The sequence below is a fragment of the Leptothoe sp. EHU-05/26/07-4 genome, from assembly GCF_043421015.1.
In the GTDB taxonomy this organism is placed as follows: domain Bacteria; phylum Cyanobacteriota; class Cyanobacteriia; order Phormidesmidales; family Phormidesmidaceae; genus Leptothoe; species Leptothoe turfae.
Genome location: NZ_JAXSQV010000004.1, coordinates 1,113,277 through 1,133,686, shown reverse-complemented (window position 1 = coordinate 1,133,686; position 20,410 = coordinate 1,113,277). Strand labels below are relative to the sequence as shown.

Annotated in this window: 21 protein-coding genes and 1 pseudogene; 13 read left to right on the top strand and 9 right to left on the bottom strand. The window is 48.0% G+C overall.

Going from position 1 to position 20,410, the window contains the following annotated elements; all coding sequences use genetic code 11:
• The first annotated feature begins 41 nt into the window (after positions 1 to 41).
• A complete protein-coding gene (locus U2F10_RS17850) occupies positions 42 to 605 on the top strand; it encodes an Npun_F5749 family FMN-dependent PPOX-type flavoprotein (protein WP_163665460.1) in 564 nt (187 codons plus the stop codon).
• Between the two features lie 42 nt (positions 606 to 647).
• On the opposite strand, the gene cysE is transcribed toward U2F10_RS17850, so the two are convergent.
• A complete protein-coding gene (gene cysE, locus U2F10_RS17845; protein WP_163702399.1) occupies positions 648 to 1,412 on the bottom strand; it encodes a serine O-acetyltransferase in 765 nt (254 codons plus the stop codon).
• 413 nt (positions 1,413 to 1,825) lie between these two features.
• On the opposite strand from cysE, the gene U2F10_RS17840 reads away from it, so the two are divergent.
• From U2F10_RS17840 to U2F10_RS17825, 4 genes are all read left to right on the top strand, one after another.
• On the top strand, positions 1,826 to 2,734 hold the full coding sequence (locus U2F10_RS17840; RefSeq protein ID WP_499872924.1) for an alpha/beta fold hydrolase: 909 nt from the start codon (positions 1,826 to 1,828) through the stop codon (positions 2,732 to 2,734).
• Positions 2,735 to 2,820: 86 nt separating this feature from the next.
• Positions 2,821 to 3,858: a glycosyltransferase family 2 protein gene (locus U2F10_RS17835; RefSeq protein WP_499872923.1), complete on the top strand. Its 1,038-nt coding sequence runs from the start codon at positions 2,821 to 2,823 to the stop codon at positions 3,856 to 3,858.
• 93 nt (positions 3,859 to 3,951) lie between these two features.
• A complete protein-coding gene (locus U2F10_RS17830; protein ID WP_499866974.1) occupies positions 3,952 to 4,656 on the top strand; it encodes a TVP38/TMEM64 family protein in 705 nt (234 codons plus the stop codon).
• A 12-nt stretch (positions 4,657 to 4,668) separates the two neighbouring features.
• Entirely contained in the window at positions 4,669 to 6,366 is a 1,698-nt protein-coding gene (locus tag U2F10_RS17825; protein WP_499872922.1) for a glycosyltransferase family 39 protein, read from the top strand.
• Positions 6,367 to 6,374: 8 nt separating this feature from the next.
• On the opposite strand, the gene U2F10_RS17820 is transcribed toward U2F10_RS17825, so the two are convergent.
• A complete protein-coding gene (locus U2F10_RS17820; RefSeq protein WP_163665470.1) occupies positions 6,375 to 7,208 on the bottom strand; it encodes a 3'-5' exonuclease in 834 nt (277 codons plus the stop codon).
• A 107-nt stretch (positions 7,209 to 7,315) separates the two neighbouring features.
• Here U2F10_RS17820 and U2F10_RS17815 point away from each other — a divergent pair, with 107 nt between their 5' ends.
• The 6 genes from U2F10_RS17815 (at position 7,316) to U2F10_RS17790 (ending at position 10,841) form a co-directional block, all read left to right on the top strand.
• Positions 7,316 to 7,567, top strand: coding sequence for an AbrB/MazE/SpoVT family DNA-binding domain-containing protein (locus U2F10_RS17815; protein ID WP_163665472.1), 252 nt, complete (start codon positions 7,316 to 7,318; stop codon positions 7,565 to 7,567).
• Positions 7,568 to 7,666: 99 nt separating this feature from the next.
• On the top strand, positions 7,667 to 8,011 hold the full coding sequence (locus tag U2F10_RS17810; protein ID WP_163702392.1) for a type II toxin-antitoxin system PemK/MazF family toxin: 345 nt from the start codon (positions 7,667 to 7,669) through the stop codon (positions 8,009 to 8,011).
• Between the two features lie 223 nt (positions 8,012 to 8,234).
• On the top strand, positions 8,235 to 8,468 hold the full coding sequence (locus U2F10_RS17805; RefSeq protein WP_163703637.1) for a DUF433 domain-containing protein: 234 nt from the start codon (positions 8,235 to 8,237) through the stop codon (positions 8,466 to 8,468).
• 212 nt (positions 8,469 to 8,680) lie between these two features.
• On the top strand, positions 8,681 to 8,956 hold the full coding sequence (locus U2F10_RS17800; protein WP_499872921.1) for a hypothetical protein: 276 nt from the start codon (positions 8,681 to 8,683) through the stop codon (positions 8,954 to 8,956).
• A 65-nt stretch (positions 8,957 to 9,021) separates the two neighbouring features.
• Complete coding sequence (locus tag U2F10_RS17795; RefSeq protein WP_499872920.1) at positions 9,022 to 10,215, top strand: caspase family protein; 1,194 nt, start codon at positions 9,022 to 9,024, stop codon at positions 10,213 to 10,215.
• Between the two features lie 416 nt (positions 10,216 to 10,631).
• The gene (locus U2F10_RS17790) at positions 10,632 to 10,841 is read left to right on the top strand and encodes a hypothetical protein (protein WP_163665480.1); all 210 of its coding nucleotides are present in this window, start codon (positions 10,632 to 10,634) and stop codon (positions 10,839 to 10,841) included.
• Positions 10,842 to 11,056: 215 nt separating this feature from the next.
• Here the strand turns inward: U2F10_RS17790 and U2F10_RS17785 are convergent, their stop codons facing one another.
• A complete protein-coding gene (locus tag U2F10_RS17785) occupies positions 11,057 to 11,773 on the bottom strand; it encodes a hypothetical protein (RefSeq protein ID WP_163665482.1) in 717 nt (238 codons plus the stop codon).
• A 324-nt stretch (positions 11,774 to 12,097) separates the two neighbouring features.
• Between U2F10_RS17785 and U2F10_RS17780 the strand changes: the two genes are divergently transcribed.
• Positions 12,098 to 12,532 (top strand): hypothetical protein, encoded by a 435-nt coding sequence (locus U2F10_RS17780; protein WP_499866981.1) that lies wholly within the window; start codon positions 12,098 to 12,100, stop codon positions 12,530 to 12,532.
• 449 nt (positions 12,533 to 12,981) lie between these two features.
• Here the strand turns inward: U2F10_RS17780 and U2F10_RS17775 are convergent, their stop codons facing one another.
• From U2F10_RS17775 to U2F10_RS17755, 5 genes and pseudogenes are all read right to left on the bottom strand, one after another.
• Complete coding sequence (locus tag U2F10_RS17775; protein WP_163660909.1) at positions 12,982 to 14,640, bottom strand: calcium-binding protein; 1,659 nt, start codon at positions 14,638 to 14,640, stop codon at positions 12,982 to 12,984.
• Between the two features lie 289 nt (positions 14,641 to 14,929).
• Entirely contained in the window at positions 14,930 to 15,472 is a 543-nt protein-coding gene (locus tag U2F10_RS17770) for a hypothetical protein (RefSeq protein WP_499872919.1), read from the bottom strand.
• Positions 15,473 to 15,588: 116 nt separating this feature from the next.
• Positions 15,589 to 15,840: a hypothetical protein gene (locus U2F10_RS17765; protein WP_163660905.1), complete on the bottom strand. Its 252-nt coding sequence runs from the start codon at positions 15,838 to 15,840 to the stop codon at positions 15,589 to 15,591.
• Between the two features lie 42 nt (positions 15,841 to 15,882).
• Positions 15,883 to 16,098, bottom strand: a pseudogene (locus tag U2F10_RS17760) (transposase); the annotation flags it as partial.
• A 43-nt stretch (positions 16,099 to 16,141) separates the two neighbouring features.
• Entirely contained in the window at positions 16,142 to 16,561 is a 420-nt protein-coding gene (locus U2F10_RS17755; protein WP_499872998.1) for an aspartyl protease family protein, read from the bottom strand.
• A gap of 343 nt (positions 16,562 to 16,904) precedes the next feature.
• Between U2F10_RS17755 and U2F10_RS17750 the strand changes: the two genes are divergently transcribed.
• Complete coding sequence (locus tag U2F10_RS17750; RefSeq protein ID WP_499872917.1) at positions 16,905 to 17,816, top strand: Tll0287-like domain-containing protein; 912 nt, start codon at positions 16,905 to 16,907, stop codon at positions 17,814 to 17,816.
• Between the two features lie 87 nt (positions 17,817 to 17,903).
• Here the strand turns inward: U2F10_RS17750 and U2F10_RS17745 are convergent, their stop codons facing one another.
• A complete protein-coding gene (locus tag U2F10_RS17745) occupies positions 17,904 to 19,949 on the bottom strand; it encodes a DUF8082 domain-containing protein (RefSeq protein WP_499872915.1) in 2,046 nt (681 codons plus the stop codon).
• Positions 19,950 to 20,410: the final 461 nt, after the last annotated feature.

The window sequence follows — 20,410 nt, the reverse complement described above, 5'->3', positions numbered from 1 at the left end:
ATAATCGCTGTAAATCTTGCCAACGAATCCACACATCTACTATGACGCTAGCCCCATGGCGACCCGCCTTAGCTCGAGCTCTTCATCGCAATCGTGCGCGAGCAGATTGTCGGTATTTACAGCTAGCAACCATTAATACAGAGGGTAAACCCTCTAATCGTACCGTAGTTTTTCGGGGATTTGTTGAAGAAGCCCTACAAATGGTCACCGATGGGCGTAGTGAGAAAGTCCAGCAAATACAAATGAATCCCTGGGCCGAAGCATGCTGGTATTTCACCGTGACTCGCGAACAATTTCGTTTGGCAGGTCAACTCACACTGATTGGCCCAGACAACGATCCAGGAGATTTACGCCAAACGGCCTGGCAGACAATGTCCGATCAGGCCCGCCAACAGTTTTATTGGCCCCAGCCAGGGCAAAACAGATCAAACGCAAACGCATTTGAACCAACGACTGTATCCATGGAACACCCAACCGATAGTTTCTCTGTACTGTTGTTAACCCCTGAACATGTTGACCATTTAGCCCTACGCGGCCATCCCCAAGATCGACATATCTACGAACGAGGGGCAGGAGAATGGACAGTCCAAGCAGTTAATCCTTAAGTAATGGCAGCGTGAGCCTTGGACAATGAAAGGTCTGACCCACTAGCCCTTAGGGCAGCCGTCTAAAAACTCTTCGATGGCGCGATCCTTTAGCCGACAACAGTCACCCTCATCTTGGTCGTTCGGCTGAGCAGCACTCGCTACTATAGTCACCGGCAAAGCTGGAGCTTTGGGCGGCTGCTGTAGTTGAGCGATCTGACGCTCTAGGGTTTCAATCCGATCGACTAAGGTGCGAATAACAGCAGCCTCAGAGTCAGGTAGCTGACCATGTTCCAAGGGGCCGGGACGGTTAGAAGAGCGGTGTACAACACGCCCAGGCACACCCACCACCGTGCAACCAGAAGGAACATTCCTGAGCACTACAGAACCAGCACCCACCCGAACATTATTACCAATTTGAATATTGCCAAGCACCTTAGCACCTGCCCCCACGACGACCTGGGTACCTAGGGTGGGGTGACGCTTGCCGGTTTCTTTACCGGTTCCTCCCAGGGTGACTCCTTGATAAATCAGAGAGTAATCTCCCACGATAGCTGTTTCACCAATGACCACACCCATACCATGGTCAATAAAGACGCCGCAGCCAATGGTGGCTCCTGGATGAATCTCAATACCCGTGATCAGACGCGCTACATGGGATACAAACCTCGGTAGAAACGGTAGTCCCAACTTCCACAGATTATGGGATAGGCGATAAAGCAATAAAGCATGCAGGCCCGGATAGCAAAACAGAACTTCCAGTGCATTACGGGCAGCTGGGTCCCGCTCAAAAACCACTTTAAAATCGGCAATAAAAGTTTGTAACACGTAGACGTCCTCAAAGGTGTTAATGCGTTGCTAAATCGCTGTATGTGTTGAAGATGTAGGACACCTGTCCATCTAGAATCAGAGTTTCCTAGCAGCGAACATGTTATGTATCAGCTGGGATGTGGCTTAAGTGGCACAATCGACAAATGTCATAACAGAACCATCCAGTAAGATTGGCAACAACGTAATAGAGTCTTTGCTAAAAATGTGACGTATATATTAACTTGCGCTCCGCAACTAGCATACCTCAGGGATAGATATTGAATCTGAGTGTTGGCTTAATTACAATTCCAGCGCATTTGCTGGCCCCCAAGCCTTATTGGGATTGGGGATCAGTGGCTGAGGCGGACTCTGCTGTGTTTGGAACCAGAAATATCGTTTGACTGAAAATCGTTACAAGATGGGGTTGAGCCATGGTGGATACTCAATCTTTGCCGTTTATTCTTTTTGTCCAACACGGTTGGCACGATACCCATCGTCGTATTCATCGATTGGGGCTCTCCTTAGCCGATCCAAACACAGAGGTAATCGCACCTAATCTAGGGTTAATTAAAACCTGGTGGCGCATTGACCCACTGATTGATCAAGTAGAACAAGTTGCGATCGCAACCCATCAGCACCACCCCAACCGTCCCTGGCGCATTGTTGGTCACTCCATGGGCGGATTAATTTGGCTAGAGTTGCTCGAGCGCCATCCCGAATGGTGGTCTCACGTCAGTTCAGTCAGCCTGGTGAGTTCACCGGTTGGAGGTGCTGACCTGGGGCGCATTTTTGACCCATTCCGATGGGGTATTGGCATCGCTAGAGATTTAGGCACTGACCGCCGTCAAATGGCTGAAAATCTGGCCCGTCACATCCCAATGCAAACCATTGCCAGCGATTACGATGGTGGCAGCGATGGCACAGTTCCCCTGCAGTGTTCTCAGTTTCGCCATGCCCACTACACCCAGCTTAAAGGAATTCGCCACGACAATACCAAAGACCATCCCGACGTCACCACAGCCATCCAAAATTTTTGGAGCATACTGCCCAAGGCTCCAACTGTGCCAGAGGATCCGTTAGAAGACACCATTATCGCCCAGATGCAAGCAATCCCTGGCATCACTGACGCCCACCACCGCAATTTTAATCGGTCTACTATCTGGGCTACCTTAACCCATGGGTTCTCCCTGCGCATCTGGCGTCATCCCCTGGGCATTCACCATGTTTTTCTAGCCGATGCTCAACAGCGTTGTCGCTTTGCTGGGTTTGTCGGCTGGGCTGACACCCAAGGCTTATATCAAAGATTAGCGATGATTAAACAGCGGCACTGTAAACAGTAGCTAGTGCCTGCTTGCTGCCATGGCACATTGATAGCAGAAGCCATGCCGAGGATTATACTAGCTTCTATGCCATTGCAGCAATGCCCATGCCCCACACTCAGAGTGCGTCTGGCGTAGTTTCCATAAATTCCGTCACAGTGTCGGAGCGATCTTCCAAGCTACCGCCTGAGCTACCAAGCCCCGAGCTATGCCCCGAGCTATCAATTATTGTCCCGCTTTACTGCGAAGAGTCTAACGTCGACCATTTGTTTGCACGGCTAGAGCATGTCGTCCATGGCTTAGGGACAAATTACGAAATTGTCTGTGTTGATGATGGCAGCAAGGATAATACCCTGCTGCGATTGATTGATCACCATCACCGTAACCCTGCCATTAAAGTTGTGGCCCTAGCCCGTAACTTTGGCAAAGAACTCGCCCTCACTGCGGGCATTGACTACAGCAAAGGCAAGGCCGTAGTCCCCATCGATGCCGATTTGCAAGATCCTCCCGAGTACATTCAGGACCTGATGGAAAAGTGGCGAGAAGGATATGACGTTGTCTATGCAAAACGCCGCCATCGCCAGGGAGAAACCTGGCTGAAGAAATTCTCAGCCAATGGGTTTTATCGAGTCATCGGCAAAATGAGCCAGGTGCCCATCCCTCAAGACACCGGGGATTTTCGGCTCATGGACCGTAAGGTTGTAGATGCCCTCAAACAGCTATCCGAGCGTACTCGATTTATGAAAGGGTTATTTGCCTGGGTGGGCTACAAGCAAACGTATATTACTTACGACCGTGACCCGCGCCACAGCGGCAACAGTAAGTGGAACTATTGGAAACTCTGGAACTTTGCCATTGATGGCATTGTGTCCTTTAGCTCCACACCTCTGAGGATATGGGGCTACCTGGGGGTGATGATTTCTGTTATCTCCTTTGTCTATGCATCGTTTTTAGTCATCCGCACCCTGGTGCTAGGCATTGATGTACCGGGCTATGCATCGCTCATGGTGGCAATTTTGTTTCTGGGGGGCATTCAGTTAGTTAGCCTCGGCATTATTGGCGAGTATCTAGGTCGCGTATATGAGGAAGTTAAACAGCGCCCCCTATATTTAGTACGGGAGTTCTATGGAGAGCAAATAAAATAAACCCTGAATATTTCCCGTGGCCAATTGTAGCGACGTTCCATGGAACGTCGCTACAATTGGCCACGGGGTTAGAAAACCATAGATGGGCGATCAATGGCTAACTTCAAACGCCTGGTTTTAATCATGGCCCTAGTCTGCATTGCCGCAACTGGGGTTGCCATATTCTCCCTAGGAGGTATAGATCCTGTGTGGCTACAAACCAGCCTCGACCGGGCAGGCCTGTGGGGACCTATTTTTTACATCGTGATCTACACGGTGGCAACGGTATTGATATTGCCGTCTACTGTGCTCAACCTGGCGGGGGGAGCGTTGTTTGGTCCCTGGTTAGGCTCGCTATGGACAACCATTGGAGCGTTGATAGCCGCCATGGTCGCCTTCGGCTTTACCCGCACCGTGGGGCGAGAGCTGGTGGAAAAACGACTGGCTGGTTACTGGCAAACCCTTGATGCCGAAATTCGCCATGGTGGCATGGTTTACATATTCTCCATTAGACTGCTGCCAGTCATTCCCTATGGTTTGGTAAATTTTGCTGCAGGTCTTACATCCATTAGCTGGAAAGACTATGTGGTCGGAACAACCTTGGGCACACTACCAGGGGTATTACCCTTTGTGCTGTTGGGCAGCTCTGGCCTCACACTTTCCCAAACTGGGGATTTGGTGCCTCTAGTGATAGCGTTGACCTTAATTGGCATGCTGGTGGGTGGAGCCACCTGGTATCGAAGGCGACGGGCAGTGCCCAAGGCAGTGCCAACCGTCCCAGCTAACAGCTCAACCAACAATCAGAATCGGACCCCTTGAAGGAGACTTCCTGTGTCACAGAGTCCTATGTCTTCAGAAACTAATTCTCTTCGTAGACTGACGGGTTTAAGCCAACAGATACGGATTGAATGGATATTGATTACGGCAATTGCGATCGCATGTCTGATTCGAGTTATGTACGTGGGTGCGCGAGAATTCTGGTACGACGAAGTCTTATCATTGCTGCTATCCACCTCCCAGCGCACCGGCTATAGCAACCCGCCCGATATCCCCATTGCACTGGCCGATTATGGCAATCTGCTACAGCTGCCACCTTTCAGTGGTGCCAGTGATTTCATCAAAGCCATTAAACCCCTATTACAAGGGTTAGTCGGGCGCGAACCCCATCCCCCGCTTTTCTTTTTATCTCAGTACCTGTGGCTACCCCTGACAGGCACACAGGAAATCGGTGTACGCAGCCTCAATCTGTTGTTGAGCCTGGGCGCAATTTTAGGAGCCTATGGCATGGGCAAAGCCCTCTTTAACCATCGAGGAGGTCTGATACTAGCAGCACTGTTGGGTTTAAACCCATTTTTTTGGTTTCATTCTTTAAATGTGCGCATGTATTGCCCAACAGTGTTGTGGGTTACCCTGGGCGGTTGGGCAGCGCTACAGCTCTGCAATCAGCGTTTATCTCGCCCGGCACGATGCGGATGGTATCTATTACTAACACTGTCGGTAACAGCGGGAGTTCTGACCTATTATCTCTCAGCCCTATGGTTTATGGCCCTGGGCTGCGTGATTCTCATCCAAGACCGTAAACGCTGGTGGCAGTATGGACTGTGCGGCCTCGGTGCCCTTTGTTTAGCAATCCCCTGGGCCTATTGGGGTCTACCACAACAGCTCAGAAATGTAGACCTCAATCGATTTTCCACTAAAAGTACTTTAGTAGAAACCATCACCCAGCATATTCAAGGTTTACTAGAAGTTCTAGGCATTCAACTAATAGTGGGAGACTGGGCAACCAGTTTACCCATAGCTGTTGTTTTAGCCATGGGCATCATCGCAATCTTTTTGTTAGCCGGGATTATCTGGTACCTATGGCGTTTATTGAGGCAAGAGTCTCCCGCATTACTGATCACAATTCTTATATTAGGGTGCTTACCCCTATTGCTGATGCTAGGGTCCGACATCTTATCAGGCAAGTCCACCTTAGCCTGGGGGTTTGGGCGTAGTGCTATTTTCATTTTGCCAGGTCTGTTGTTGATGGTTACTGCTTGGGTCATAAATCTGCCCACCAGCTGGAAAAAGCCAGTTTTGCTAACCATCTTAGTTATGTATCTTGGCCTCAATGTCGGCGATATGGCTGGCCGTAACCGTCAGGTATTTCAGCAGATTGCTGCAACAGCTACAGCCTCAGACTCTACCCTAATAGCTATGAATTCTAAAGCCTGGGGCCATGTGTTACGGCTGGTGTATTATCTGCCCAAGGGCACCTCTGTAAAACTGTTAGCGACCCACCCAGCGATGCTACCTGAGTCATTAGAGACGGTTCTCGCTGATGGTAATGAGACCTATGAAAGAGTTGTATGGCTAGAAGCGGCGAGACCTGTATGGCAAGCACCAAAAGACCCAGCAGAGACCACAAAGATTCGGCAAGATGTTGAACAACTCTTGAGCATTGACTATCAGCCCGTAGGCAACCAAGAACTTGTGGGCACCATGGAATTAGACAGATTTAGTTTAAATGTTTACGAGAGAATGCCTTAGCTTGATTTTCAAGATTCTTCTAACATCGACAATTGTTCACCCTGTTGAGCATAGAACACATCTTCCACATCACCGCGACGAAACAGGGGCTGCTGCTGACGTTTAGATAAACGATGTTCTAGTCCTGCCTTAATTAGCAAATCCAACGCATCTTTTTTGCGTTTCCCCAAAATCGCCGCCGCATCTTGGAGACGAATCCATTGCTGGCGAAATAGCCCTAAGATCTTCTCTTCAGGTTCTTGCTGAATCAGGGTCAACAATATCTCGGCCAGGAGCCAGCAGGCTTTAGTATCAGCTTTCGCCCGGTGAGACGTACCCACATCAAAATTAAAATGTTTGACTAAATTGGGCAGACTGCGGGAGGGTAAATCTGCCAGCAATAGCCGGGACAGTAAGACGGTGCAAAAGCGATGGCTGGGGGGACGATAATAGTGAACGTCTAAACGCTTATATTCAGATTGGAGAAATCCGTAGTCAAAGTCCAGATTATGGGCAGTGAGCACATCCTGGCGCAGTAGGTGTTCGTAGTCGGCCCATACTTCCTCAGGGTAGGGGGCCTTGCTGACCATGGCGGTGGTAATGCCGGTAATTTTGGTAATGAAAGGCGGCACCTTACCGGTGGGGTTAATTAGGGACGTTTCTTGCTGGAGGATGCCGTCGGTCAGATTGGCTTTGATGACGGAAACTTCGATGACGTTGGACTTGTAGGCGACAGAGCCAGTGGTTTCGACATCGACAACAGTCAGGGTGGATTGGCTTACCCGCCGGTAAAAGGCCAGCAGTTGTTTGGAAAGAAGGGAGGATTGACCCTGGTATTTTTTTCCCGACGGTTGAGCGGCCATGGTTGGGAGCGGCGACAGCGTTAGTTATTGTAGCGCTATGGCTATGGTCTAATTTTGATTAGTCGAACTACTATTATACAAAGTATAATTATAAAGTGTTTTACGCTATGGAAATTCAGCTTAAAAAATGGGGCAATAGTTTGGGGTTTCGAATTCCTCATCAGCTGGTCACCCGCCTTGGTCTGGATGAAAACTCTACCTTGGAGGTTCTTGAGGTGGATAATACGTTGGTGATCAAGAAAAAGAGTAGCCCGCCTAGTTTAGATATTTTGCTTGCCAGTATTCCTGATGATTTTGCTTATCCTGACGATGTGGTTGATTTTATAGGTGGTGAGCCTACGGGACAAGAATTGATTTGATCAGAGTCTTGGCAAATGGTCAATGGTATCGCGGGGCATCCACAAGGGAGTGCCCCTACAGGAATTGGGGGGTATGAATTTTAATGTGGTGTAGCAATTATGGATATTCAGCGGGGTAATATTCTTTGCGTTAATCTAAATCCGACTACGGGGCGTGAGCAAACGGGTAATGCTCGTCCTTGTTTGGTGCTTAGCCGTACTCAGTTTAATCAGGCGAGAAAAGGAATTGTGATTGTTTCTCCGATTACGAGCACGATTAGGCCCGAGATTAAGACGATGATTACTATCCCTGAAGGTTACAAAATTCAGGGATCTATTATTGCTGAGCAGGTTCGGACGTTAGATCTGAGTAAGCGTTGGTGGAAGCCTACGGGGGAGAGATTGCCGGAAGAGTTTGTTGATTATGTAGTTGCGACTCTCAATATTATTATCGGCAATGATTAGGGTGAAGGTTTGCAGTTTTATGTTTCCTGCCAGCGTACCTTTCGACTTCGCTCAAGGTACGGCCATATATTAATCAGACAACAAATGACTACCTTTTGTCGTTACTATTGTGGTGCAAAATTGATGCTTCGTCCTGACTTTAGTTACTATTAATTGGTTGGAGCAACGGCAATGGCTAAACTTGGATAAGGTTGAGTACGGATCTCGTGTTGAGGTGGTTGTGATGGTGGATCGGACAGCCTTAGTGAAACGAATTACTCAAACGCCTGGTAAATGTGGAGGACGTCCTTGTATTCGGGATATGCGAATTCGGGTGGTGGATATTTTAGAAACGTTGGCAGAAGGGGACACTGCTAGCGAAATCTTAGAAGATTTTCCTGATTTAGAGGCAGCTGATATACAAGCTTGCCTGCTATATGCTGCAATGCGGATTGATTTCCCGAGGTTGGTTGCATGACCTTCTGTGGATAGCCTATTAAGGCAATGCTACAAATCTGAATAGCGGCTTTTGATTTGGCTAGAATACTGCGGTGGCAACCAAGATACCCCGCTATGGCTGATACGATTTTGCTGACGATTGACTGGCGTGAGGCAAATAGTGATATGCCCGAAGAGCAGCAGGAAACGCTAACCCAAACGGTGTTTTAGGAACTGCGGGCGTTAGATGAAGTGGAAGATGTGCAGCGGGTGGCGGACCCGGAGGTGCCCGACGGGAGCATGGGTGCTAACTGGCTGTGGAGTGTTTTGACGGCAGAAATAACTGTTGAGGGGATTAAGCAGGTGTGTCAGGATGCTTATGAACGGCTGCCTGGCAAACCGATTGAGTTTACCCTGGAAGTCGATGGGAAGAAAGCCAGCATTGGGGCGAAGAATGTCCGCCCGGATAACTTTGATGAGACGCTTGAAAAACTGGTTGCAGCGGCGCAGAAATTACAGGATAGTTAATCAAAACAGTGGGGAATTGGCTGGTTTAGGGCTGAAAGAACTGGAAGGTGCTGACTGCTGGGTGAATGGCTAGAAAAATTGCATTGCTGATTGGTGTTGGGGAGTATGGCAATGGGCTAAAGCCATTGCGATGTCCGGCCAATGGTGTGAATGCAATGCAAGAATTGCTGGAAAATCCTGAGATTGGTGGTTTTGACCAGGTGGTGCCGCTGATTAATCCGGATGTGGGAACGATGCAGGCTCGCATTGGTGAGGTGTTTGGTCAGCTGTCTAAAAATGACCTGGTGTTGTTTTATTTTACGGGCCATGGCATTAAGGATATGTCTGGCAACTTTTATCTATCAACAACACAAACTCAGCTATTTAAGAGTGGCAGCCTAAACCCTGGTACAGCTGTTGCAGCAGACTTTGTTAAACAGGTGATTCGTGGCTCGTATGCTCAGCGTAAGGTGGTGATTTTAGATTGTTGCTTTGCCTCCGCCTTTGCCGAGGGCATTACGGGGATGGACGATAATAGCATTGATGTGGAGACCCAGCTGGGGGGTAAAGGCTGGTGTGTAATGACGGCATCGAAATCTACTCGCTATGCTCTGGAGCAAGAGGGTGAAGATTTGTCGGTGTATACCCGTTATTTGGTAGACGGGATTAGAACCGGCGGTGCAGCCTCCGATGAACAGGAGCGGATTTATATCAAGGATTTACATAGCTATGTGCAAACCCAGGTAAAAGCAGCTGCACCAGCCATGGAGCCTGCAATTTTTAATGGTTTGGACGGGACAAAAATTGCTATCGCCAAAATACAGGTGGATAGTTTACAGCGCTATCGGAAACAGGTACAGCGCAAGGTGAGAAACGGTCGAATTCGCCCTGCAGCCCTTGCGAATTTAAAACAGCAACAAATTCGACTGAGGGTTTCTGATGAGGATGCGGCTGCAATTTTAGAAGAGGTGTTAAAGCCTTATCGGGAAAAGGCTAAGCATTTGGAAACTTATAAACAGGCGCTGATCGCAGAAAAAGAGTTTGCCTATCCGTTGGATGATGAGGCGATTGAGGAACTGGAGGAGCTAAAGCGTCAGCTGAACTTACGGGATGAAGATGTGCTGGCAACTGAGAAAGAGATTTTAGGTGATGGGTTAAAACAGCAACTGACTCAGCCACCAGACGTTTCACCTGCTCCTGCACCAAAAGTTAAACCTGTAAAAACCACTAAAGCTCAGAAATACCAAAGCAGACGCACTCGCCAACGATCAGGGGCTTAGCAAGGGCGACTTATATAGAGATTGTTTTTTGGATGGCCTGGCGGTGCAATTTGAGAAGTACACCAAGCCTGAAGTTTATAAAAAGGTGCGAGATCGCAACCAGTCCACTGACGACAGCGAAAAAGGCTAACCCCCACCCCACCCACAAAAAACCTGGGAGCCAGTCAACCCCCAGGCGAAATGCGTAACATGCAGCCAGAGCGCGGTGACACCCCTGGCTACGTAGCCTAGGCTACCCAAAGTAACCCGCTATACGTCCTATAGTATGACAGTCATTTACCATCTACAGTGTCAACGCCCGGTTCACGCTGGGCGTTTTTTGTGTCCAAAGTCCTATGTGGGTTGGGTCCTCAGCCTCAGGAAACTGCGGGCAGCTTTGCCTAGGATATGGCCATGGCAGTAGATCGTGGTTTCATATGCTTGAGCAGCAGCCTAATTCAATCGAACAGACTTTGGTGCAGTCCCTCAGCTCGGAACAGCTGCAATTGGTTGCCAACTGGCTAGAAGTCGAAAAGCTGATCAGGATCAAAGAAGGCTACAGGCATTCAGACTTAACCTGGTCGCTGAACTGGATGGTCCATAAGCTGCGTACATTAGCGCAGTCGCAACAGGCGATCGATCTCTGAGTGTTTGGCTGCTCTCTCCAACAACAACCCCCAAGCACAGTGTGTGTTACAGCAGCCAGAGCAGGGAAGTCACTCCGGCTGCAACTAGCCTACCCAACCGACTAGTCTATGTCCTATAGTACGATCAGTTTACTCACTTAGCTAGATCTAACGCCCGGTCCTGTGCTGGGTGTTTTTTCTGTGCGTGGGTCAGTCAACTAGATCAGCCAGTTGACTCACGACACAACGGCAACATTTGAAACATTGAAACCCGAAAATTTTACGTCCGCGTCCAGCTCTGCTTGAAGTTCTAGAACTAGGTCTGGTGCTGAACCAACCTGTTTATTTAGCTGGATTGGAACTGTCTGATTAACTAGTCGACCCACTTCTTCAAGATAAGCATCCGCTTCGTCAACTTGGTCGGTATAAATACAGGCACTCCTTAAACCGACGATCCCCTTGTCTTTTGTGTTTGGCACCATAAAAGGTGCGTACTTCTTTTCTGCTCCTTTGTCATATTGGATGATACCAAGCTCGATCCGCGTTCCAGGAATTTTGGGTAAAAGCATGAATCGCCAGGGGAGCTTTTTCTCAAGTAAACCAAACATCCACTTAAAACATGTTCTTTCAGGCTCGTTGACAAGGATATTTGCACCTTTCAAGTTTTTGTACAGCTGATGGATGTCTTCATTGACTTTAAAGAAGACGCAGTAGACACCTCGTTCACCTTGGGCATGACGTGCAGCCCACTGAGGTTGCCAGAGATTATTGGAGCTAAGAATATTGACAATTTCGAAGTATTGTTGCCCCACCCAAATGTTCGAGACTTGAAAGCCTTTTGCCGCCTTGCCCCAAGTAGGTTCAAACGGTATATCCAGCCTATCTAACTCAGCTTTCAAGGTATTAATTTCCTCAAGGCTTTCGACATGAACGACTATATGGTCAAGTATCATTCAGACTCTTTCCTAAGGGACTTAATGTGGGGTTTAATACAGGTTGGCGTTTGCTCCATAAAGTATGTATTAGCACACAACGCTCTTATCCGTTAGGGCGTTATTTTTTCATAGAAAAATCCCTCGGTCATTACCAGCCGAGGGACACAAAGGACATGAATAAGTGCATTTAGATAGAGTCCGGTGAACACCCTAATATGTAACATTGACTACCGAATGCTTTTAAAAGTTGCAAAGGAATGCTCAATAGATAGTATTGAGGGGGTTAGCTGAAAGTATCGAATACTCAAGACTGGCCTGCTCGTTGAACACACTCCGGTACCCTTGGATACAGTTTCACAAGGCATTACGATAAGAACCCTGGCAGTTATCGCTTTGTTGTCAGTGCTCACTGTTGCACCCCACACCTCCGTTCGTGCCTGCTACATGGATATGGGAGGCGAGCGGATCGATCTCAGCCATATATGTGTGGATGGATCTGCACCGACTGATGATGATGAGCCCAAGACCCCTGCCAGAGATGAGTTAGCAACCTTCCAAGTGCTTCAGATCAATACCGATGGTTCAGCGACAGGACGGGTAAGTTTCAGCCGGTCTACGCCAGAAGGGACCACTGTTTGGGCCTATGTTGTCTTCATGGATGGAGCCTGGCTCTACGTTGGTCGGGCTACCCGCACCCGAGACCAACGTAGGGTGGAAATTCAGTTTGCTTTGCCCCCTGGGACTTTGCTTAGCGAAGTTGAGGGCGAGGCGAGATAGGGCGCTGAACAATGCAGATATTACACTAATGTCACACGCAACCGTAACATCACTGATTCGTTGCCAGGGCTATGCACCAGGGGTTCGATTCCCTAACTGTTATGGACTTATTGACTGTAGTTTGCTCTAGGCATCTTTTGTACGTGAAGGATTTGCCTAGAGAGTAGGGCAGGGGCAACTGTCCTGCTCTCACCTCATCTGTACTAAGGCTGATGTTGATGGGTGGGAACTACAATGTACGTTAGTACGTCATGGCAGTTAAGAGTAAAACGTATAGTTGACCTGCCCCCTCTGGTGACCAATCGGCCAGAGGGGTTTTATTATTCAGAACCTGCTTCTAGTCCCCTGCTACTCTGCGGGGTTGGGTGCGTTACTGATGCCAGTAATGCGTTGCCGAGGTGTTACTGCAAGGTTTTCAATGTTCATAGCTCCCCTGCTCTCTGCAAAAATCAGACAATCTCTACTGTGTTGACATCAAAGTTCGAGACACCTTCTAAAGTTGCCACATGAAAGCCTGCGGCACCAGAGCCCCACGAAACAACAAGCAAAAGATTGCTATTTGCACTATCAAAATACAGATGAGGACGATCACCCGAAGAACTGCCAAGGTCAAACTGAATCACATCACCTGCATTGGCATTAAAGTCCTTAATGACGTTTCCTGTCGTCTGACCTAAGCCTTCCACAATGTCTGCTTCGGTAAAGACAAACGTATCAGCGCCATTGCCGCCATAATAGGTATCTCGGCCTAGACCACCCTTAAGCACATCGTTACCACCCCTGCCGCGTAATATGTCATCACCGTCTAAGGCATTCAATATCTCGTCACTTGAAGTTCCGGTTAGGATATCGTTACCTGAAGTGCCCGTTAGGGTAACGGAGTCTAGGTGATCAACAGTCAAGATTAAATCATTATTCTGCTGCACTAGCTCAAAGTTTTGACTCGTTGTATCAAAGCTATCTACCACGGCAGCTGCCTCATTCATCAAGGCGGTATCGATGGTAAGACTACTGTTCGTGGTCACATCAATCAGGGTAAATTCACCCTCTGTCAATGTCGATAGATCTCCAAAACTGATTGTGCCGCCCTTAAGCGCGACATCTTTAGTCACTGAGAGCAGAGGTGTATTACCAGGATCTAAAAACTCAAGTTCTCCAGTATTGTTAAGGGTAAATTTACCCTCAATCATCATTTCTTCTGGTTGAAAGAGACCGGATTGAATCGATAAATTGTTAACGACAAATTTACCCGCCCCTTTTAACGTTCCGTCGCCATTTGAAAAGGAGCCATCGAACCTACCATTGGCGTTATCAAAAGTACCACTCCCATTGGAAAAATTACCATTGAAAGTGCCGTTAGTATTATTAAACGTGCCGCCTTGATTGTCGAATATGCCATAAGCCTCAACAAAGCCATTAGAATTGTCGAATATGCCAGAATTATAAAATCCTGTTGGTTTAACTGGCACGGGGCGACCTGTTCTGCCATCCATTACGGTCCATCCTCCCGTGTGGCTCAGACCACCTTGTAGCAGTTCTCCTCCTGAGTTTATAAAGGTTCCAGAGTTTTCGAAGGTACTTATATACAGTGACAGCAAACCATTGGAGTTATTAAACTCGCTATCAGACTCATTAATAAACCTGGAGTAGGACAGATACAGTCCCGGCGTGTCGAAGAATCCACTACTGGCTGATGATGAGCCATCGTGGCCGATACTGCTGTTAATGAACGTAGCACCAAAACTATTCTTAAAAAGTGAATAATCCGATAGATATGTAGTTCCACCAGAATTATCAAACGTGCCTCCCCAGTTTGTGAAAAAGAGTGGTAAAGCATAATTTACCGAAGAAGAACCAAAGTTGTAAAAAAAGCCTCCATTCGCGTTGGAAAAAGTACCACCCAGCATCCCAATTGTCGTTTCTCTAGCGTCAAAGTCTCCGCCTTCATTGTTAAAGGTTCCGTCTATGCTGTATATGTCACCCCAACCAAGAAAGGTTCCGCCTCTATTGTCAAAGGTTCCGTTATTATTTCTGAGAGTTCTATCGTTAAGATCGAAAGTCTTATTTTGGTTGTTGTAATAGCTATCTGAGTTATTGAATTCAGCCATTGTTCTTGCCTCTCCTAGTCTTGTGCATTGTGTTAAAGGAGAGTTTTTCTCGCCTCTGGTATTACCATCGCAAAAATGCACGGCAGGGAAAAGACCGAAATGTTCAGGTTTATTCAGGTAAATGTTCAGATTTATTCAGGTCTGATAGGACTGAGTGATCCACTACTCAACGTTCTGTGATCTAGCGCATACTGAAACTAACGTTCTGTCCTAATTCCCATACTTGACACCTATTAATTTCCCACATCTCTCAACTTTCTCCGAACCCTAGCTCTGGTGCCCCGGCAATTCAAAAGCTCGTAATCCTGGGAATAGATATTACAACCAGCACTACAACCTTAGAGAGTCCGTCGTTCAACACCTTGAGCACACGGGTACAACCCAATGCATTCTCTTGCACCACAAAGCCAATCCCCGATTCTTTGAGTCTGAATAACAACTCAGGATCATTGAGTTCAGTGGCCACTCTCTTCTTCTGGATAGCTTCAATGTTTCGGTCTATCCGCCATCGGTTATTAAGTCGTCGTTTAATGGTAGATTGCGATCGCCCAACGGTTTTAGCAATACCTGCGACTGAAGCACCTGGAATCTGAAATCCATCGTTTACCACTGCCATGCCCTTTGCCCCTGGGAAACTGTCAGAGGATGCTGCGTCGTGTGGATCAAAAACTGATTTCTTCGCCTGGCCCTTCTTGGCTTTCTTGGCTGCCCAGTATGCCTGTCGTTGTCTGTACTCGGCTTCTAAGGCTGTCGCTAATGCTTTGCTACCCATGCGGGTGTTCGGATAGGGGAACGTCTGCGATCGCCCCCAACCCATCCACACCCAATGCACAGGCCACCTTGGCAATACCCGATAGATAAAGTTCTACTCCAGCCTCAGAACACTCCGCGTACAGCTGGCCAAAGGTGGCGTTTTAGGTGAAGGTGATCATCGTTAGTAGGCCCTCCCTATGCAGCTACACGAAGGACAGGACGCTTAGGGAAGCGAATGTAGAGCTTCCCACCATCTGGACGATGCGGCTCTACCGTGACGCCGACTTGCAGCTCATCGGCAAACGTCACAGATACCCAGAGTTTATCAGTCCAACCCTTGCCGCCAATGGTGATCAACTGCACCTGTTCAGCGCTGAGCGTATTCGATGCACCGAAGTCCTCCAGCAGCCCCGTGGCTCCGCCACCATCATGAGGCAGAGCCTCCACGCTCGCTGGTCCAGGCAGAGCCTGGGAGCGAGGTGGTGGGAGCTAGACGGGAGTGATTGATAACAATCCAGGTTCTCCCAAATAATTCCGATAGCTCGAATAACGCCAGTGGGCCGGATTATCCACATATCCACGTTTCACCGGGTTGTTATGAATATAATCCAGCTTCTGTCGCAACATTTCATCCGAACAAATCATCTTTGGATGAAACCCCTCCTGCCACATTTGATAACGCTGCCCCGTCTTATGAGACAACTTGATAGAGTGCCCAGTCAGAGGCTTGGCCACCAGGTAAGCTGCCTTAAAGCACTGTCATGTAAGTCTCTTTGCCTGTGACTGGTAAATGTCGTAATCGCTGATTTTGTAAATCTGGCTCTAAGCCTAAATCTTCTAGCGGTATCAGTCCCAATAAAGGCGTTTGCCCAGCAGGTAGCTCTACACAGTCATAACGACCTTCCCGTCCTTCAACAGTCAGCTTGAGACCTTCATAAACATTCACCGTCTGTGGTCCCGTCGCAGTTTGAGCGCCAATAGTGCCTGTTAACTTCAGACCTAGTTTTTGAATAACCTCAGTAGGTAAACAAAGGCGAGTAGCACCAGTATCCACAAGAGCGTTATCCACCGTTATCGAACGAACCTGAGCAGCTGGAATAAAGCCTCGTTCTGCTAAAACCTGATCAACCCAATTGATCAGATTTAAAGTAACGGCGACTTTACCCATAATGTTGTTGGACGTTGGTTGCCTATCCATCATTCCCACAAGTCAAACAGGTTGCGCCATAGCCGTACTCTCCCCAATTATAATGCCAACCCATAAACCCAACCCAGTTCTCCCCACAAGAGCCTCGTATAGTCCTGTGCTGGGTAAAAAAGAAAAATCACCCCAGCATTTCACGGCATCCAACCTGGAAATCAGGATCTAGAACTGAAGATCTGAAAGCGTTTGTATTGAAATATTGCCAATTGATTTGACTCACAGCCTTTATCTGGGCGAAATGGATACGTTAGATACAGGCAACCTCACTAAACCTCTTCTGCTTGGAGTTATGTTGACGCTTTCGAAAATGAAACTTGGCCAAAAGTTTACGCTGATGCTAATGGTCGTCTTTATAGGCGGCATTCTAATGAGTGGCATTGCCCTAGAACGCTTACTTAACCACACTGCCCAAGCAGAGCTCACCAACAAAGCACTGATGCTGATGGAAACCATGAACTCTGTGCGTCAGTACACTGTTGATGAGGTGAGCCCGGAACTGGCAGAACGTAGCGAAACTCAATTTTTGCCAGAAACTGTGCCCAGTTACTCAGCCCATAGAGTATTCGAAACGCTGCAAGCAAGCCCAGACTATAAAGATTTTTTCTATAAAGAAGCTGTCTTAAATCCCACTAATATTAAAGACAAAGCGGATGAGTTTGAAGCATCACTGGTCAGCTCATTTGATCGGCCTGACAGTCGCGAAGAATTACACGGTTTTAGAAAGACACCGGGCGGCAAACTGTTCTACATCGCTCGACCAATTCAAATTAAGCAGGAGGCTTGCTTATCATGCCATAGCACTCCAGATCAGGCCCCTAAGAGTATGATTGAGAAATATGGCAGCGACAATGGGTTTGGCTGGCAGCTGGACGAAATTATCGGTACTCAGATTATCTCGGTACCTGCAAAAACTGTATTTAGAACGGCTAATAAGTCATTGTTTATTACCCTGGCAGTTTTTACTGGGGTATTTGCGATCGCAATCCTCCTCGTCAATCTTTGGCTCAAGCGCTACGTCGTCCGCCCCATCAACCGCATGGCCGCCACTGCAGAAGCCGTCAGTACCGGTGATACCAAAGCCGAATTTATCAAATGGTCTGACGATGAAGTTGGCAACCTCACCGACTCCTTTAACCGTATGCGCCTCAGCCTACAAATGGCCATGCAGCGATTAGAGCGCCATCGCCGTAGTCGCAAAGGCAGCCAGGGGGCTGGTTAAGGGCGTCCGATATCGCAGGTCAACCAATTGACGATGGGTCCACATCCCAGAGGGCGCATGGCCATGCGCCCCTACGGGGGAATCTTCTCACGTTGACTTCACGCTAATCTCGCTGCGTAACTCCAATCGAAACTCCTGAGCTTTCTCGCCATCAGGAATTTCTCTGGCGAGTCGATCAACAAAAGCAGGCGGATTCAAGTTGGGATAATCCACTAACGTATCTTCCACAATCATGCTGGCCATCGGCCCAATACATTGAGCCAACACCTGACGGCAACGATCGATAAAGGCAAGATCTAAGGTTTGCTGACGTTGTTGAATTACCGTACTAATCTCCGGCATGGTATCACTTGATGCCAGAGCCTCGTCTGGGATACAAATGTGACTTAAAAAGACCGTAGCCTGGTCAGCATCAGATATTTGCCCGACAAGAATATCAACAATCTCCTGGGGCGTAGCGTTCGGGTGATCTTCCAGCGTTTCTTCGATCACCATATCGGCAATGGGACCAATGCAGCGGCTCAGTTCATCACGACACTGGGCAATAAAGGATGGATCGGGCGAAATACGCTCAGGTTGCTCAGGCATCTCTGCTGGCAAAGTAGAAGCTGGCTTCGGATTAAGCGTTTTACTAAAGCCGACAGGCAATAAAGGAGCCAACTGCTCAAATACCGCTTGGGCCGACTGAAATCTATCCTGGGGCTGCTGTCGGGTCATTGTCGCTAAAACGTCCCCCAGCAGCGGGCTAATTTCTGCATGGGGTCGCCAGTCCATATCCAGCGTATGGACATCCATTAGATCGCGAGGATGTTTCCCGGTCAGTAGCACCAGTGCCGTCACTCCCAACGCATACAAATCACTGGAGGGAGTACATTTTCCAAACATCTGCTCCGGTGGAGAATAGCCAAATTTACCCACAGCGGTGACAGCTTTTTGTAGATTCTCGTTCTGGGTAGGGCTCTCTGACAATGAGTCAGACATGGTGTTGTTGACTAGGCCAAAGTCAATCAATACGGGCAGGTTGCGATCGCGGGAATACATCACATTCTCAGGTGAAATATCGCGGTGCATAATATTGAGACTGTGCAGATAGTCCAATACCCGCAGCATATGGGCCAGCCAGAAGACAACTTCACCTTCAGTAAACAGCTTGGACTGTTTCTTACGCCGTTGCAATAGCTTTAGATAGGTAACCCCATCAATATATTCCTGGACGATAAACAGTCGCTTAGCCTGGGTAAAACAGGCCATAAACTTAGGAATTTGCGGATGATCGATGCTATGGAGGGTTTTGGCCTCCCGCTGAAATAACTCAATCGCTTTTTGCAAAAATTTTCCCTGTTTTTGCACCGGTCGCAATTCTTTGAGCACACACAGTTCGCCAAACCGCTGGGTATCTTCCACCAGGTAAGAGAAACCAAAACCCCCTTGACCCAGCATGCGCTTGATCGCGTAGCGCCCCCCAATTTTAGTGCCTTCTGTCAGGACGGGCGTTTTTTTTGCCGTCTGTTTAGACGCCGTCTGTTTAGATTCTTGATGGGTCCAATGTTTTGTCTGATCAGGATCGGGAGCAGACTTGGCTACCGCCGCCGTGTCGATACCTGCCACATTAATGTGGTAAACCGTAATCGGCTCTTTAATATTTTTTAGTTTGAGCGGCCCAGCAAACTCTGCATCCAGCGACAGGCGTACTTTAACCAGATCGTACATCAGTTTAGATAAGCAGATACCACCGGGTTTAGCCTGAGTTTGTAGGCGAGCAGCAATATTCACGCTGTTGCCCATCACGTCTGAATTATTAAAGAAGACGTCTCCCATGTGAATACCAATGCGATGGGAGAGACTATCGGTCTGCTTCTCTTGAGCGTAAAAAGCTTTTTGGATTGCGATCGCACAGCTCACCGCCTGCACTGCGCTAACAAAATACATCAACAAGCCATCGCCAGTAGATTTGAGAACCTGGCCCTCAAATTCTGTGCATTGCTCTGCCATCAACGCTAAGTCACGTTGAATCAGCTGTAATGTATTTTCCTCATCAACTGACATGCGGGCACTAAAGCCAACCGCATCAGTAACAACAATAGCGGCTAGTGCACGCTGTCCTCGGCTAGGGGTAGGAAGATCGCTGGACATGGACGTAAGGGCGTTATAAAAACGTCACATTCTTGAACAACTGAAATCAATGGTTTGTGCATTGTCTAAGGATTCTACACAGATGACATTAAACAAAAATGAATTACTTAATGCCATGGAACATCACAACTCCATAACCTTCACCAAAAGGTCGAGTTTTTTCTGATGCCCCCCTCTGTAACACCTTAGAAACCGTACATCCATACAAAAAATCAACGAATAAAACTGATTCCATATCTACGCTTTCATTTTTTGACAACCTGGTCAGTAAAAGCCGCCAATTCAATCACAAAGCTTAATCCCACAGAGCTGCTTAGTAGGCACAACTTTATAGTTACGGACATTCATCCACTATCGCTATTAGTAATTGGTGCCTGATTCCTGACGTCCGATCTAAATCAGAGTTAGCCGCCTACATTGATGCCCATTTAACTTAGACAAGGTTTAGCGATAGCATCTAA

Excerpts from the sequence above, each read along its gene's own strand:
- U2F10_RS17850 (WP_163665460.1), top strand. The coding sequence starts at position 42 with ATGACGCTAGCCCCATGGCGACCCGCCTTAGCTCGAGCTCTTCATCGC.
- U2F10_RS17840 (WP_499872924.1), top strand. The coding sequence starts at position 1,826 with ATGGTGGATACTCAATCTTTGCCGTTTATTCTTTTTGTCCAACACGGT.
- U2F10_RS17835 (WP_499872923.1), top strand. The coding sequence starts at position 2,821 with ATGCCCCACACTCAGAGTGCGTCTGGCGTAGTTTCCATAAATTCCGTC.
- U2F10_RS17830 (WP_499866974.1), top strand. The coding sequence starts at position 3,952 with ATGGCTAACTTCAAACGCCTGGTTTTAATCATGGCCCTAGTCTGCATT.
- U2F10_RS17820 (WP_163665470.1), bottom strand. The coding sequence starts at position 7,208 with ATGGCCGCTCAACCGTCGGGAAAAAAATACCAGGGTCAATCCTCCCTT.
- U2F10_RS17815 (WP_163665472.1), top strand. The coding sequence starts at position 7,316 with ATGGAAATTCAGCTTAAAAAATGGGGCAATAGTTTGGGGTTTCGAATT.
- U2F10_RS17810 (WP_163702392.1), top strand. The coding sequence starts at position 7,667 with ATGGATATTCAGCGGGGTAATATTCTTTGCGTTAATCTAAATCCGACT.
- U2F10_RS17805 (WP_163703637.1), top strand. The coding sequence starts at position 8,235 with ATGGTGGATCGGACAGCCTTAGTGAAACGAATTACTCAAACGCCTGGT.
- U2F10_RS17795 (WP_499872920.1), top strand. The coding sequence starts at position 9,022 with ATGGCTAGAAAAATTGCATTGCTGATTGGTGTTGGGGAGTATGGCAAT.
- U2F10_RS17790 (WP_163665480.1), top strand. The coding sequence starts at position 10,632 with ATGCTTGAGCAGCAGCCTAATTCAATCGAACAGACTTTGGTGCAGTCC.
- U2F10_RS17785 (WP_163665482.1), bottom strand. The coding sequence starts at position 11,773 with ATGATACTTGACCATATAGTCGTTCATGTCGAAAGCCTTGAGGAAATT.
- U2F10_RS17775 (WP_163660909.1), bottom strand. The coding sequence starts at position 14,640 with ATGGCTGAATTCAATAACTCAGATAGCTATTACAACAACCAAAATAAG.
- U2F10_RS17755 (WP_499872998.1), bottom strand. The coding sequence starts at position 16,561 with ATGGGTAAAGTCGCCGTTACTTTAAATCTGATCAATTGGGTTGATCAG.
- U2F10_RS17750 (WP_499872917.1), top strand. The coding sequence starts at position 16,905 with ATGAAACTTGGCCAAAAGTTTACGCTGATGCTAATGGTCGTCTTTATA.
- U2F10_RS17745 (WP_499872915.1), bottom strand. The coding sequence starts at position 19,949 with ATGTCCAGCGATCTTCCTACCCCTAGCCGAGGACAGCGTGCACTAGCC.